Origin of the sequence: Bacillus sp. FSL K6-0268, assembly GCF_038005425.1 — a bacterium.
GTDB lineage: Bacteria > Bacillota > Bacilli > Bacillales > Bacillaceae_G > Bacillus_A > Bacillus_A thuringiensis_S.
The window spans coordinates 342,327-357,959 of sequence record NZ_JBBOTF010000001.1 but is presented as its reverse complement, the minus strand read 5'-3'; the positions used below and the strand labels follow the sequence as shown (position 1 = coordinate 357,959).

Here is a 15,633-nt window from a genome sequence, read left to right as displayed (position 1 = left end):
TTAGATACTATATTATTTGAGGCTTACAATATTCTTATGCTAGAAATGAGAAAGGTCCTATAAAATAAATTTTTTATAGGACCTTTCCTTTTAATATTGCTTTATCAAATTCACGGGCGGGGCAACTACCTTACTACTTTTCACATCATATAATCCTATAGGTGTTACTCGTATAAAAGGCAAGTGCGTCGCAGAAAAGAATAAAATCGTAAATGCTGGATCGTTATAAGCATATCCTCGCGCTTGCAGTAAGTTCACCATCTTTTTCTCTTCTTGTATTAATTCACTCATCTTTACATCCGACATAATCCCGAGCAATGGTAATGCAATTTCGTGCAATACTTCATTCTTTTCAGCAATTACAATCCCTCCGCCAAGCTCTTTTACTCTATGAAAAGCTGTAAGCATATCTTCTTTACTCTTTCCAATAAGAATGATATCGCCTGTACCTGAATAAGAACTAGCAAGGCCACCTAATTCATTCGCAAAACCTTTCACAACTGTATTCACTCGCCAACTGCCATCACGGGCAATCATCATGAGGAAACATTCATCATGAACAATAGACAGTTCATTAAGGCCTAAGTCGATTTCGCTAACGTATGGTTTTGTTATAACGTTATTCAATAAGTGTATACCTGCTTTATTAGAAAAAACCATATCCTCTTTTTCTATGGTCCAGTCTAACAGTAGTGGAGTTACTTTGAAGTTACTCCATTCTATAAGTAACGATTCATTTTTGTTTACTCTATCACGCTTTACCCATTGTCCTTTTGCGATTACACTCGTTGGCACCGGATTTTCTTTACTTTCTAAAATATTGACATTGGCGATTCTACCTGTCGCAATTGAACCATGCACATGCTCCATATTATAATAGCGAGCAATATTATAACTTGCCATATGGTATGCATCTATTACTGGCACTCCTTGTTTTATCGCGGTAGAAATCATAACGTTTGTCATTCCATTTGCATAAAACGAAGGATGTGAGCCGTCTGTAGTAAGAATAAATCTATCAAACTGCTTTACGCCTAGTTCCAACAATTCTTTCAGTAAAACTTCTAAATCTGGACGGATTGAAGAATTTCTTAGGGAAACAGTGTAACCTTGCATAAGACGAGCGAAAGCTTCCTGCCCTGTCATCGCCTCATGATCACAATCTGTACCTAACAGTTTTAACTTCGCTAAAGTCGTTTCAGATGCACCTGGAAAATGTCCTTCTACTTTTTTATGTAATCGTTTCGTTTCCTGCACCCAATGTAACATTTCATCATCACCATGTAATAATTTGGGCCATGCTGTTAGCTCGCCGCCTTGAATCACCGCTTCATGCTGTAGCCACTCTACTATTTCTTCACTATTAAACAAAGATTCCCCGTTTTGTAATTCAGTCTGTCCATCAAAACGGCACCACCAATACATACTTGCTGGAATCTTATTGAATTCATCTAATAAACGAAATGCTTCTTCACGCTTTAATGTGAAAAATAAAGTTAAATTATCATTAATAAAAGTTGTTGTCCCAAACTGCATCGCATGATTCGCTAGCGTCTCTGGGTTATACAACTGATATGGATGTGCATGGGGTTCTATGTAACCGGGTACGACATACTTTCCTTCACAATCAACAACTTCACACTCCGTTAATTGCTTTGGCAGCTGCTCCCCTACATATACAATTCGATCATTATATATCCAAATGTGCGCTGTCATCCACTCGCGTATATAGGAATTTAAATATGTTACATTCTTTAATAATATGTGTGGACTTCTTGTGCCGTCTAGTACTTCAACATGTTCTCGTAATTGCTTATTACTCCATTTAAAATGATTTTGTCCCATCGTATTCAACTCCACTGTTATATTAGTTAATATTAGAAATAATTAACAAACTAAAGTATCATCTATTCATAACTCCCCTTTATACCCCCTATTACTTTCATTATATGAAAAGATTATAAAAATAACAATTTTCAGAAATAAACACATTTCTTTTCTTCAAAATAAAAAGCATGCCATGCAACTGACATCCTTTTTATTTTTATCGTAAGCATTAAGATTGATTTTCACTTTGAAATACACTTGATGCCATATCATAAATGCAACTACTGTCCATAGTTGCGAACTTAAAAAAGCACCTCTTTTAAATATAACTATAAAAAAATTCCATTCACTTTCTTTTCATCTATTTATTAAATTCAATTTGCATCATTTTATTAAACTGTGGAACAATATCGACCCCACCTATAGAGTTGAGACTGATAGCCAATGTATGTTTGCCTCCAATTACTCCCCCAGCAAAAGTTGTAAATCCAGGAATTCCTCCTCCATGCCCCCAAACTGAAACACCGTTTGGAAGTTTAGTCTCATAGATTCCAAGACCGTATGCGTCACCAACCCCTTTTCCTTCTATAGGAACTGTAGTAAGCATTTCTTTTAGCTCGCGTTCCTTCAGTAACTTACCACCGAGTAAAGATGAAAAGAACTTATTTAAATCATCCGCATTAGAAATCATATCTCCAGCTGCATTAGCTAAACTCGGATTATAATAAGTAATATCTTTCAACTCGCCTGTTCCTTCCATTTTTACATATCCACGAGCATGATTCTTTCCTGGGATGACGGGTGAATTTCCTGGTAAAAACGTATTTGATAGGTCCAAAGGTTCAATAATTCGCTTTTCGATTTCTTCCGCATAACTATTTCCAGTTATTTTTTCAATAAGCATTCCTAGTATTACGTATCCTGTGTTTGAATACAACCAGTCTTTACCCGGCGAGAAATCTGGAGGCAGCGAAAGGCCTATTTTCACTATTTCTTCTGCTGTATACGTTTTTTTCGAATTCATTATGTCCGCGTCTTTTGACTTTAAGTATTCAGCGATACCACTCGTATGATTCAAAAGTTGTCGTATCGTAATTTGATTACCATTATACCCATTTCCTTGCACGAGACCCGGTAGCCACTTTTCAATTGGATCGTCAAGTTGTAAGCGCTTTTCTCCTACTAATTGAAGAATAGTCGTGGCAGTAAACGACTTCGTCACACTACCAATCCGAAAGCGATAATCCGAATTCACCGGTTTCTTTGTACTTAAGTCCGCCAAGCCAGCAGTAAAACTACTAGTTTTTCCGTTATTAGACGCCTTAGCTAATATTCCTACAGCACCAAGCTGTACTGTTTCCTGCATTACTTGTTTCCAGCCATTACGATTCTTTTGATCATGTACTTGTGACGAACTAGAAATATTTTGAGTTGACTCTGCAGTCACAGTAAAACCAGGTGTGAATAGAGCAGTACCCGCTAATAAAACTGCAAAACTTGCTAACTTAATTGAATTACATTTTTTCATAAGGCTTTCTCTCCTCCATTAATATCGGATTGATTCAAGCTATACTTTCATCCTATATGATAAATCTCTCTTTTTTCTTATCCATTCCTTACGAAATACTTACGTTTAAATTTAAATACGGTAAACTGAGGAAGAGTTATGCATGCAAATAAAAAGAGAACATGTTTTCATTTTTTATGTAAACATGTTCTCATAAACATTTAAAATTCTATATCAACTTGTCATCCTATTCTTTGCACAACTAATCTAAATTCCTTTTTACCAGCCCGCACTAGCATTCATACCATTTCCAATAATAGAAAGTAATAGCGGCCATAATACTGGTCCCAATGTAAGAAATACATTTAGAAGTATGAGCATTTTATATCCAACGGTGAAATTGTGATTTTTACGATTAACAAATACTAAACTGATTAATGATATTATAGTCGTTAAAAATAATACTAACATTAGCAACCAATACCACACCATTAAACTAAGACTCCATGGTGTTAATAGCTCATGTATGATACAAAATGAGATTCCTAATACAGCAAAACTAAAACTAGTCACCGATGTTTTTATAAGCCATTTATTTATTTTTTTATCGTATGTATTTTTACAATATAAATCTATTAAAGTATATAAAGATAAATATGCCATTAATACACCTATCCAAGACAATAACCAGTCTCCGTCCCCTTTGAATAATACGTACAGTAACCAACACATACCTACTGCAGAAAAAACAAAGGAAATAAGTATGCTTTTTAATACCGATTTCATTACATTTTCACACCCTTAAAAAATCAAAAATTAAGTATATTTTATAAAAATTAAGTATAGGTTAACATGTAATAAAGTATAAGTAAATAAAGTTAATTTTGTTTACCTATTTGAAGACGGTTTCATATAAAAAAAGAATTCATGTTAATCAAATTTCCGTATAAAAAAAGAAAAGGTGGATATTTATGTATCCACCTTCCCATCTTCCTCTACCCACTTCATTATTTCTTCCACATCTAAATCCGTATACGTCTTTTCACCATAACGAACAGACTCATATAACGGAATAATATCTCTCGTTCTACAAATTCTCTTTTGCCATTGTTACATCGTTTCAGAGAATCTTCTCTGTTCATGGTCTCATCTCACCTAAACTCGTACTTCTTTTTCTATTCTATAATTGCACATAGTACTCCATAATGGTTCAACCATCATAGAATACGTATTTTCAAACACCCTGTCACTTTCCTATCTCACTTAAAGATTCTCTTTTCACTCTTGATCATCATAAGCATCACCCAGTGATTCAAATTCACTCTTTAGCCAATAACAATATTGTCCATTATTCTTAATAAGTTTTTCAAGTAAGTCAGTGAATGAAGTGGCAATAATTTGCGACTCCCCAACTATTCCATGCCGATCAAAGAAACTATCATAACATCTACCTAGTCTTTCTTCACTAAGATCTATTGTTAAATATTCATCCTTGCCATCATTGCATATAATATACCAAGTTGATGAAATATCTTCTTCACATAACTCTCCTACAATTACGGGATTAGCCAAAATAAACCCCTTTGGGGTAACAATATGAATAGGATATTCCTCATTTTCAAATAAAGTTAGACCACCACAAAGACTATAAAATTCTTTTAAATCACCTGGTAGCATATGCTTATTCTTATCAATTAACGGTAATTCTGTAGGCTCCTGAACTCGACAATTAGGTAATGATTTTACTTTTTTAATCAACTGATTAATATTTTCCATCTGAATTACTCCCTAAAATTATATTGATTAAAAGCCCTATAATACTCTTGCTTAGCTAAACGTGGTACATTCGCAGCATCAAACATTTTTTCCGTCAATTCTTGTATTTCCTTTGTTGAAACAGATTTCCACTCTACTTTACCTCCAACCTTTTTCCCTGTTTTATCAAAGAGCCATTGTCTATAAACAGCTTTAGTATCATTGTGTTGCTCTTTAGTTAAAGCTATATTTGGAGTATTCGCCCCTCTACTAACATAATCAGGGACATTATGTTCAGCCCATACATCCATAACGCCATGATGATTTTCTAATGGTGAATTGCTTGGTCTATACGGTACTACATCGTATGGTTCTGTAGTCTTACCCTTACCGCCATCTTTAGACTTCGCAAACTTATAATAAGCTTCTATTAATTCGCCTTGAGGTATATTTTGGTTACAATAGTTCCACCAACACTAGAGAATGCATAAGAAGCATCTCTCTTAAATGATTGTAACATTTCAAGCGTAGGCTTCAATTCTTTTGCTAGTGTTACTGCATTAGCAAATGTACTTACTCCACTTGATGCTTTTGCTCCTTTTGTGATATGGCCTATTGAAGATTTAGCTAAACTCTTAAATCAATTTATATATATAAAAATATATTCTGATAACAACATGTTGATGAATTTACTAACAGTCAATTAGATATTATGGATATTTAGATAAAAAAACAGTGATAATTCCTAATTAGTTCTGCATCAACCTTACTTCTAGCTCACTAGATCCCTTACCAACATTACCCTTATAGCTACTTTAACACAAACTAAAAAATCCACAGTGTAAAAAGTTGAACACTGTGGATTATTACATTTATTTTCCTTGATAATGCACCATATCATAAGGGTAGTATAAAGTATTTTTTAAACTTGAATCATCTAATTTTAAAATATTTACGATTGCTCCGCTTTCGTAACTCCAATAACCATTGTAGATATCATTTTTATTTTCATGTGAATCATACCAGCCTGTATCACTATGCCCCTTATACCATTTTCCCTCTAAATATTCTTTCAATTCCTTTACTGATTCTTCTTTATTCTTTGCATTGACCACACGATAAATTGATTTATATGGGTCTGCAAAGATAAATTCTGTGGTATTCCCTTCCCAATTTTCATCTTTATAACTAAATAAAAAATCAATCAAATAATCATTCAATTTCTCTTTTTCTACCAACTTTTCTAATTCAATTATATAATCTTTTGAAACATCTAGCATTATCCCAATAGAAAGAACCCACAATAAATCTATATATCTATATTTGCCACTCCACCCCTTTTTCATCGCCTCAATTATTTCGGGGTAAAAATCTCTTAGTACTTCCATAGGTCTTCCCATTGAATATAAACAATTAAATTTATCAATACAAATTGATTCAATATATCCATAAGCTCTTTTAATACTACCTAAATCATTTGGTCTTTCATTTTTTACTTTCATTGCTAATTCTTTATACTTTTCTATTCTATTATTCTGTCTATTTAAATAATCCTCGAAATAATCTTCATTTTTTAAAATATCTCTCATTTCATTCTCCTTACTCAATTATTTTCTTCCCAGAAGAATCCAAAATGCTTTTAACCACATTACCATCCTTATCAACATTAATTAGTATATTTTGTACATTTTCAGGATTCAAAAGCATTTCTTCTCGAATTTTATCTGCCATTTCTTCTCCAACAGTTGATTCCAAACGTCTAGAACCATCTATCCATGTTTCGCTCATTTGCTTTCCATCTTTTGTATTTGAAAGTTGCGCAGTATTATACTTAGCCTCCGCTATTACATACTTAGGCGGCGGAGATGAATTTTCATATATACCATCTATTCCCTTAACAATTTTTTGATCTAATGTTAATACACGATCATCACTAATTCTAGTATATGTTTGACTTTCAAAAAAGTCATCCATCTTCATTTCACCATAATTTCCTTTACGCTTCGTTGTTTTTAAAGCTACTTCGCCACTTTCTACTGATTCTATTACCGTACGTTGTTGTGCTCTAGCTGCTTCTAATGTTTGGGCTACTTTTCTAGATTCCTTAGCTATTTCACCAGTTTTACCCTTACTACCATCTTTAGATTTCGCAAACTTATAATAAGCTTCTATTAATTCACCTTGAGGTATTTTGGTTACAACAGTTCCACCAACACTAGAGAATGCATAGGAAGCCTCTTTCTTAAATGATTGTAACATTTCAAGCGTAGGCTGCAATTCTTTTGCTAGTTTTTCTGCATTAGCAATTGTACTTATTCCACTTGATGTCTTTGCGATATGACCGATTTTATTTAGCGCCTTTAACTTATTTACTTCTCCTACATAATATATATACTCTGAAATACTCTACTTAATTTACAGAACCATTCGTAAACACAAAAATAGTGGCAGTTGGATTCTCCAAACTACCACTATTTTTAACCTCTTAATTCATTAAATTCCGTATAAATTAGTTTTTCAACGTTACTCATGATACACAATGTTTTAATATGCTTATTATAGAACTTCCTCTACATCGACACTCTCTATCTTCACTTCATACATATTTGGGATATTTACTTCTTTTGGTACCCATGCATAATAATTTTGATCATTCTCTAACATAAATTGAACTAACTTTGTTTCTGAAACATTCCAGAAATTTTTAAGATTATCGATGTAGTCCTCTAAATCTTCTTTATAGTCCAATTGTAGTATATAATCTCTTACCGTCAGGGCAAACACAATTAAACTTCCTAATAGATTTTTTTGCTCATTTTCTTCTTCATACTCTTGTGGTAAGAACCACACTTGACCTATTCCTATCGTTTTTTTGTATTTTTCATAAAAACTACTATCATTCATATTCTCATAATCATGTATTAATTCATTGACCAATGAATGCCATTTTGGCGGAATAATATTTTCCAATGCAGGATTATGTTCAATTCCTTCTACTATATCCTCGATTTCTTCTGTCTCATCTTCATAGTGATATTCACTTAGGTCTATATGCTTAAATTTCATTTCATTTTTATAATGTGCCAAATCATATGGATAATGATTATTATCTTTTAAACTTATATCATCCAGTTCCAAAATTTTCGCAAGCGCTGCCGTTTCAAAGCTCCAATATCCTACATATCCAGGTTCTTTATGCGCATTTTTCCATTCATAATCATAATGGCCTCTAAACCATTCTTTCTCCATGTACGTTTGTAATCTTTTAGACGCTTCTTTTTTATCTATTTGTGCAAGTTCTATAATCTCTCTCGTTTTTGCATATGGATTTTCTTTATAATATCTATTCATCATTTTTGTGTATCCGATATCACTAGCGCATAAGAGGAAATCAATTACTGCGTCATTCACATTTTTTTTATCAACTATCTTTTTTAATCTTTCTATATTCTTTTTATCCGTTTCTAACAAAATCCCTAAGGAAATCATCCAAATCAGACTTAAATATCCAATTTCCCTACTTCCTGTATTCTCTAAATCATAAATTGCATTATGAAAATCTTCTTCTATTACACTAACATCTTCCCCTAAAGAATACTTTGCCCTAATATCCTCCATCTCATATCTAAAATTGGCTAGATATGTCCCTTCTATAATACTCTTATTATCTTTAGAATATCTTTGAATTCCATTTTTAGTATCTTCTTCTAAACTTTTAATATCTTCTCTATTTTCCTCTATAAACTCTTTATGATATTCAATTCCTTCTCTACACTTTTCTTCTATACATAAATAATCTCTCATACCATTCAATTCCTCCTAGCTTCTAAATTATGGCCATTCTCCAACGATGTTACCCTTTGCATCTATCTTAAATGTTTTAACCTTTCCGCTACTATCGACTTTTGATAATACTCTTTCTACCTTATCTCTCTCCAACGCTTTTGTAATCTTATCTGCTAATTTGTTATCTCCATCAACAGCTTTCAATATTCTACTTTTTTCAGTATTCACACCTGTCAACCAACCATCTGACATTTGTCGTCCATCTTTAGTTTTTCCTAATTGTGAACTACCAAACTTTGCTTCATCAATAACATATTTAATATTTGAATTTGGATTTGCATTTTCGTATAATCCATCAATCCCTTTTACTATTTTATCATTTATGCCTGATGGTGCACTTTTTCCGACTGGCTTAAAATCAAATCCAGCTTCTTTTAAACTTTGATTATTCAATAAATTGTCACTAGATTTTATTTCACCATAATTACCTTTTTGCTTATTTGTAGCTGTTTTTGCGTCAAAATTGTCTACATTTGTATTTTTGTTACTGCTAGGTTTACCGTTAGCCGCAGCCTAAGTATCATCCTTAGCCCCTTTAACTCAACCAATTTCTTCCTAAAGCTTTGAAATCTTACTTTGAGTATAGGCTTTCGTCTCTTTATGACTTAGGGTGATTGCCTCTTCAAATATTAACTACTATAATTACAAGTAAATTAAAACAAACTTAAAAGGAATGAATTCTTTACTATACAGAATTCATTCCTCACTAGTTGCTTAAAATATTTATCTAACTCTTTAGGTTCAATTCACATTCAATATCCCCTAAACATACATTAAATTTAAATTTCCCTCCATATTTTTAAATTCCTAAGAATGATGGAAAGCTAGCATACCTTGTAAGCTTATGCTGAATACCACTCTTCCGTAGAAAAATTATCAGCATTTGAATTTCCTTCTAACTCCCATTCACTAATAAAATTAATTATTTCTCCTAAAATTAGATTTATATCATGATTTTTTATAATCAAACCTCTATGATTATTCCAAGTAAAATCAATTTCAATATTTATATTCAACTCATCCTCACATCTACTTAAAAAGTCATTCATTACTAAGGTAAAACATAAATTCACAAAATTATCAGAAACCCAAATTACGGATGAATCATCATTAACCTTCTCTATTCTAAATCTTAAATTATTGTATGCAATCCACTTTATATTACCTTGTATTTTTTCTTCTTTCATAATTATTTTCCTCCCATACTATGAAATAATCCTGTCAAGACATCCATTGCTGGATTTGTTTTTAAACTGCCATATATCACATCTTCCCATGAACCATACTTTTTATAAAGTTGTTCAGGTGTAGGTCCTTCTGCCCTGCCATATTCAAGAATATTTCTTTCTTTCATTGCATTCAATCCATCTAAATTATTAGATTTTATATACGTTTCCATTCTTCCTTGATTTCGCTCTTCAACTTTCAATCTAGCAATTTCCTCCATAGATAGTCCATCATTTTGAAGATTTTTAATATCTTGTTCTAGTTGTATTCTTTTTTGTTGTATTTTTTCATGATACTTTATTCTTTCACTTCTTGCATAAGCTACTTCATCACCATTTGTCCAGTCTACCCCAAACTTATTTAAGGCAGATTCCTTCTTAGGTGAATATCCATATATAGCTTCAGTATTTCCCTCAATCTCCTTTGCTATCTTAGGATTATCTAATGGATTTCGAAGTTTAGAATCTATTTCTCCTCTGGTACCACCAGCCTCGACTATATCATCAAGATAATTGCTTACAGTTTTACCCGTACCCTTAGCAACACCCGCACTCCCAGACGTTGCTTTCTTCACATCTCCAACCTTTTTTAAATCATGAAGTTTATCAACTATTTTTACACCTTTCCCATATGGAGTCATCATCCCAACTGCTAGGAGTTTTTCACCATAGGTAGCTTCTGGGTCAAAGAGTGTGAAAAGATCACCAAAGAGAAAATCAAATCCAAACTTCGCCACACCGATTAAAAAAGGATCGAGTACTGGCCTTCTACCACCGACTGGCTGGCCAAAAATGTTATGCTCCATTTCATAATCATCGGTTTTAATTTGGAAATACTTACCTATATTCCCTTTTATTGTACCATTTTTAATTCCTTCAAGGTATTTTTGTGTCGCTTGTATCTCTTCTTTTGTAAATCTATTATTGATAGATTGATTTTCGCTGCTTATTCCTTCAATGTCGTTATACACATTGTGCTCTAAGTCTACACTTTTTCCAATACCATTATCAGATTTCCGTATTTTCTCTTCTATAATTATTTGAATTTGCTTTGCCCATTCCATATTTAACTTTTCACTATGGAACGTCCCACTCACAGGACTAAATCCTTTCCCGCTTTGCACTTCAGCGAATCCGGCTGTGATGCTAGCGGCTAATTGGAGGGCGGTGCTGTAGTTGTTGCTGGATGAATGATTGAATTCATATAGACGCTCTAGTTTTTCTTCTAGTTTTTCTTCTAGTTTTTTTCTCATTGTACCTAATACCGTTACAATTGCACCTACTCCGGGCATTGGTGTAAGTACTTCTATTGCTTCTATACTTGTAATCGATTGATTGGCATGTCTCGTAGAGTAAACTGCTACGATAATCCAGTCGTTGAAAACTTCTTCATATCATGAAAGAGAATTGTGGAAGCACTTCATCATTTGAAACTTTTGTTTTGGTATTTTTGAATATATAATTCACCGTACCAAATATTGTAATTCCGAAATAAAAAGCACTTGTTGCTTTTAGTCGGCAATCAAGTGCTTTAAGTTCATCTGTTTATTAAGTAGGATTATTTGGGGAAATTTCCAATTAACTTTACAATATCTTTAAAACTTACGAATTCATTAGTTTCATGTTTATTCCATTTATTTATATTCTTAGCCCACTAATAGCTATCTCGCCTAGTTATTGTTCTTATATTCAAAAGAATTACCTCTCTTCTTTGCACAAATATAAGTATTGGCCAAACTTAGGGAATGCATCCCAATTTCTAGATACATCATCTTTTATCTCTCGCTCTTCTACTTCTCCAGTTTTAGAATCTTTTTGCTCCATAGCAATATGACCATTTTCTTGATACCCCAAAATCATACTTTTTAACTGTGTATCCCCGTCATATTCCCAATACATTATTGTCCTTAGGAATAGTCTATTATCTTCTTTAACAATAAAATCGTAGTGTAAATATTTACGAAGAAAATCATCCAAAAAACTTACCGATACCCATTTCTCAGTGACATTTACTAAATACTTTGGCTGCTCTCCATCACTAAGAACAGCAGTATAAGAATGACGATTTTCATGAAGTGTCTTGGCTGTATTCTCATCAATAATATTCCAAGGCTTCTTTTTTATATTAGACCACTTATCACAATAATAAATTCCCATTAATTATACACCTTCCCATTAATATCACGAATAATAATCCCTTTCTCATTCGCCTCTTCAATAATTTTTTGTGGAACTGGCTTTGTTTGTACAGGGATTTCCAAAATTAACTCTCCATCTAGTCGACCACCTTTTAAAGCATTAGGATTAAATTTACCTGAAGAAACTTCTGAACCGGAAGAATACTTTTTAGTAAACTCACTTAAATAACTTAATGCCGTCTTTTCTTTTACTTCAGCCAATTGGGTAAATTTCCTCGAGACAATTTCTTCACCCGGAATATAAGAATCTACAACATATTTCTTCCCATTGATTTCCTTTGCCTCTAACTCTACTTCATTATAAGGATATCGAGGACGATTTTCCTTATTAAATCTATTCCCTGCTTCCCATTGCTTTTTCACAAAGTCCGGTATTGATTTCTTTTTAGATAGTTTTTCACCAGTTTTACCCTTACCACCATCTTTAGACTTCGCAAACTTATAAAAAGCTTCTAATAATTCGCCTTGTGGTATTTTGGTTATAATAGTTCCACCAACATTAGAGAATGCATAGGAAGCCTCTTTCTTAAATGATTGTAACATTTCAAGCGTAGGCTTCAATTCTTTTGCTAGTTTTACTGCATTAGCAAATGTACTTACTCCACTTGATGCTTTTGCTCCTTTTGTGATATAGCCTACTTTATTTAGTGCCTTATCGCCTAATATTGTGGTAGCTATTTGTGTTAATCTTAGGAGTAATATAATATTTGTTTTAAAATGGTAGAAAAAGAAATCAACACTTATGAATTGTAGTTTCATTTAATAGATAACTATTATTCTGTAAGTTTTGTCGCTATATTTGAATATCAATTTACTATTATAAGTTTTGATTTACATGTGAAATTTTCAAAAAGTAAAACCTTTTAGTTTACTAAAAAACCTTGAAAGGCATTTAGCCAGTCAAGGTTTTTAACTTACTTTAAAAAATCTAATATTGAATTTACACTTTCTTCAAAACGACTTGGGTTTCTTTCTTTAATACTAGTTAATTGAGAAACAACATATTTCTGAATATCATTGTTTAATGTAGGGATGATTTTTTTATAAATATTCCTCGATGGTTCATGATTCAATATTCTTTTGTGAAGTATCTTTAACCATTCCTTAGCATGAGGAATCATCTTAGGAATAGAATTAGCTAACACTTTCAGCGAAACTTCAGAACTAACAATCTTGTCATACGACTCTATAGCATGAATTAAACCAAACATTACTTCATCATTTTCAGTTAAATCATCAAAGCCTTGACACAATACTTCTATATGGTTAACATCCTCCATTTCTAAAATATTCCCAATAGATTTTTCAAATTTTTCTACTTCATTCTCATCTCTTAATAAACGACTATTCTTTAATTCGGTAAGTTCGACTAAAATGTCCAACTTTCCCCACCTCCTATTGTCTGTCAAAAATATTTGGGTACTTTGTTTTATTTAATTTTATTACTTCCAATAGTCCTGAACGTATCTCAGGAGTGTAAAGTCCTTCTTTTATATAAATATTCCTTGCATCAATTATATCACGTGCTAAAGCGTCACGTGGTTCAAGGTTAAGATAGGCATCTAATTTCTTACCAGTCATTCCGTATGTTTCAGTTTGACGGTGCCTGCCCCCTTTCCCTGGATGAGGGTGCTCCATATTCATACTTACTCCATCATTTTTATGTACCTCTGCTTTTGTTTTCATATATTTTGCAGACGGCATATGGTGAGGAGTTATATTGTCTCCACGTGTTCCTGCATCAATTAATTCTTCATATGTTCCAACTTTCCCTTCACCTGGTAGTAAAGGATTATCTATCCCCTTAGCAACCCCCGCACTCCCAGACGTTGCTTTCTTCACATCTCCAACCTTTTTTAAATCATGAAGTTTATCAACTATTTTTACACCTTTCCCATATGGAGTCATCATCCCAACTGCTAGGAGTTTTTCACCATAGGTAGCTTCTGGGTCAAAGAGTGTGAAAAGATCACCAAAGAGAAAATCGAATCCAAACTTCGCCACACCGATTAAAAAAGGATCGAGTACTGGCCTTCTACCACCGACTGGCTGGCCAAAAATGTTATGCTCCATTTCATAATCATCGGTTTCAACTTGGAAATCCTCACCTATATTCCCTTTTATTGTACCATTTTTAATTCCTTCAAGGTATTTTTGTGTCGCTTGTATCTCATCTTTTGTAAATCTATTATTGATAGATTGATTTTCGCTGCTTATTCCTTCAAAGTCGTTATACACATTGTGCTCTAAATCTACACTTTTTCCAATACCATTGTCAGATTTCCGTATTTTTTCTTCTATAATTATTTGAATTTGCTTTGCCCATTCCATATTTAACTTTTCACTATGAAACGTCCCACTCACAGGACTAAACCCTTTCCCGCTTTGCACTTCAGCGAGTCCGGCTGTGATGCTAGCGGCTAATTGGAGGGCGGTGCTGTAGTTGTTGCTGGACGAATGATTGAATTCATATAGACGCTCTAGTTTTTCTTCTAGTTTTTTTCTCATTGCAATTAAGACTGCAATAATTGCGTCTACTCCAGGCATTGGTGTAAGTACTTCTATTGCTTCTATACTTGTAATCGATTGATTAATTCCCCGTATTTGTTCTCTTATTTCTTGTTCGATCACATCTGTCGAAGCAACTTTCGCTTGGAACTCGTTTGGAAATGCTTCGTTTTGGCGAATTAATTCTTCACATAAGCATATGATTCCTTGCGCTAATGGCCGAAATGTTTGGACAAGGTAGGCTTTTGCACTACTGTATGTTTGTCCTTGTAATACTGTGTCTATCGCAAAGGCATCAATAGATTGAATGGCTTGTTCCATACTTTGAATCGTAGCATTACATATAGCGTTCATACTTTGAGTTTGACTTTGTACTTCTCCCAAATACATGTTTAAACTCATGTATCGGCCTCCCTTTGTAGTTGCTGCTGTTCATAGGAAAGGTCGTTTTCTTTCTCACTGCGATGCCGTTTTTCTTTAAGCAACGTCTCTTTTTCATTTTCTAATTCGAATGTAAGTTTTCTTTCATACTGTCCGATTTCTTGCCGCATATTCGTAAAAAGGTGAAACACTTCTTTGTCGTCGTGCCAAGTTTCTAGTATTCGGTTAAATAAACGATTGCTTCTATTTTTCCATTCATGAAAACTAGCCTCAGCTCGTTCTTGATTTTGCAGCGCGATTCGGTTTTCATTTTGTTCTTCAAATATAATTCGTAATTTTTGATTACATTGACTGATTCTCGTTTCAATTTCTTGACTCATCTTTT

12 protein-coding genes and 5 pseudogenes are annotated in these 15,633 nt (G+C 33.3%); all 17 read right to left on the bottom strand.

Annotation, left to right across the window (positions count from 1 at the left end; genetic code table 11):
- Window positions 1–90 precede the first annotated feature (90 nt).
- The gene (locus tag MHI28_RS01785) at window positions 91–1,845 is read right to left on the bottom strand and encodes an adenine deaminase C-terminal domain-containing protein (protein WP_000531325.1); all 1,755 of its coding nucleotides are present in this window, start codon (window positions 1,843–1,845) and stop codon (window positions 91–93) included.
- A 343-nt stretch (window positions 1,846–2,188) separates the two neighbouring features.
- On the bottom strand, window positions 2,189–3,355 hold the full coding sequence (locus MHI28_RS01780; protein ID WP_000710629.1) for a serine hydrolase domain-containing protein: 1,167 nt from the start codon (window positions 3,353–3,355) through the stop codon (window positions 2,189–2,191).
- Window positions 3,356–3,613: 258 nt separating this feature from the next.
- Window positions 3,614–4,120: a DUF3902 family protein gene (locus tag MHI28_RS01775; protein WP_000843837.1), complete on the bottom strand. Its 507-nt coding sequence runs from the start codon at window positions 4,118–4,120 to the stop codon at window positions 3,614–3,616.
- Window positions 4,121–4,303: 183 nt separating this feature from the next.
- A pseudogene (locus MHI28_RS01770) lies at window positions 4,304–4,477 on the bottom strand (signal peptidase II); the annotation flags it as partial.
- A 135-nt stretch (window positions 4,478–4,612) separates the two neighbouring features.
- A complete protein-coding gene (locus tag MHI28_RS01765; RefSeq protein ID WP_000427920.1) occupies window positions 4,613–5,110 on the bottom strand; it encodes an SMI1/KNR4 family protein in 498 nt (165 codons plus the stop codon).
- A 5-nt stretch (window positions 5,111–5,115) separates the two neighbouring features.
- Window positions 5,116–5,705, bottom strand: a pseudogene (locus MHI28_RS36100) (sugar-binding protein).
- Window positions 5,706–5,961: 256 nt separating this feature from the next.
- Complete coding sequence (locus MHI28_RS01755; protein WP_044782834.1) at window positions 5,962–6,678, bottom strand: PoNe immunity protein domain-containing protein; 717 nt, start codon at window positions 6,676–6,678, stop codon at window positions 5,962–5,964.
- 10 nt (window positions 6,679–6,688) lie between these two features.
- Window positions 6,689–7,348 carry a hypothetical protein gene (locus MHI28_RS01750; RefSeq protein ID WP_000941894.1) on the bottom strand — a complete coding sequence of 220 codons (660 nt, stop codon included), beginning with the start codon at window positions 7,346–7,348 and terminating at the stop codon, window positions 6,689–6,691.
- A gap of 297 nt (window positions 7,349–7,645) precedes the next feature.
- Window positions 7,646–8,893 carry a PoNi-like cognate immunity protein gene (locus tag MHI28_RS01745; protein WP_086413187.1) on the bottom strand — a complete coding sequence of 416 codons (1,248 nt, stop codon included), beginning with the start codon at window positions 8,891–8,893 and terminating at the stop codon, window positions 7,646–7,648.
- Between the two features lie 27 nt (window positions 8,894–8,920).
- A pseudogene (locus tag MHI28_RS01740) lies at window positions 8,921–9,439 on the bottom strand (cytoplasmic protein); the annotation flags it as partial.
- 338 nt (window positions 9,440–9,777) lie between these two features.
- Window positions 9,778–10,122, bottom strand: coding sequence for a hypothetical protein (locus MHI28_RS01735; protein WP_000656837.1), 345 nt, complete (start codon window positions 10,120–10,122; stop codon window positions 9,778–9,780).
- 2 nt (window positions 10,123–10,124) lie between these two features.
- A pseudogene (locus MHI28_RS01730) lies at window positions 10,125–11,507 on the bottom strand (T7SS effector LXG polymorphic toxin); the annotation flags it as partial.
- A 352-nt stretch (window positions 11,508–11,859) separates the two neighbouring features.
- On the bottom strand, window positions 11,860–12,318 hold the full coding sequence (locus MHI28_RS01725; RefSeq protein ID WP_086413316.1) for a hypothetical protein: 459 nt from the start codon (window positions 12,316–12,318) through the stop codon (window positions 11,860–11,862).
- Window positions 12,318–13,046: pseudogene (locus MHI28_RS01720) on the bottom strand (cytoplasmic protein); the annotation flags it as partial. The pseudogene MHI28_RS01720 and the gene MHI28_RS01725, both read right to left, overlap by 1 nt.
- Before the next feature lie 227 nt (window positions 13,047–13,273).
- Window positions 13,274–13,741, bottom strand: coding sequence for an Imm30 family immunity protein (locus MHI28_RS01715; protein ID WP_000353837.1), 468 nt, complete (start codon window positions 13,739–13,741; stop codon window positions 13,274–13,276).
- Window positions 13,742–13,754: 13 nt separating this feature from the next.
- Window positions 13,755–15,269 (bottom strand): T7SS effector LXG polymorphic toxin, encoded by a 1,515-nt coding sequence (locus tag MHI28_RS01710; RefSeq protein ID WP_340827575.1) that lies wholly within the window; start codon window positions 15,267–15,269, stop codon window positions 13,755–13,757.
- A complete protein-coding gene (locus tag MHI28_RS01705; protein ID WP_340827574.1) occupies window positions 15,266–15,628 on the bottom strand; it encodes a DUF3958 family protein in 363 nt (120 codons plus the stop codon). The genes MHI28_RS01710 and MHI28_RS01705 overlap by 4 nt, the downstream gene beginning before the upstream one ends.
- Between the last annotated feature and the right edge of the window lie 5 nt (window positions 15,629–15,633).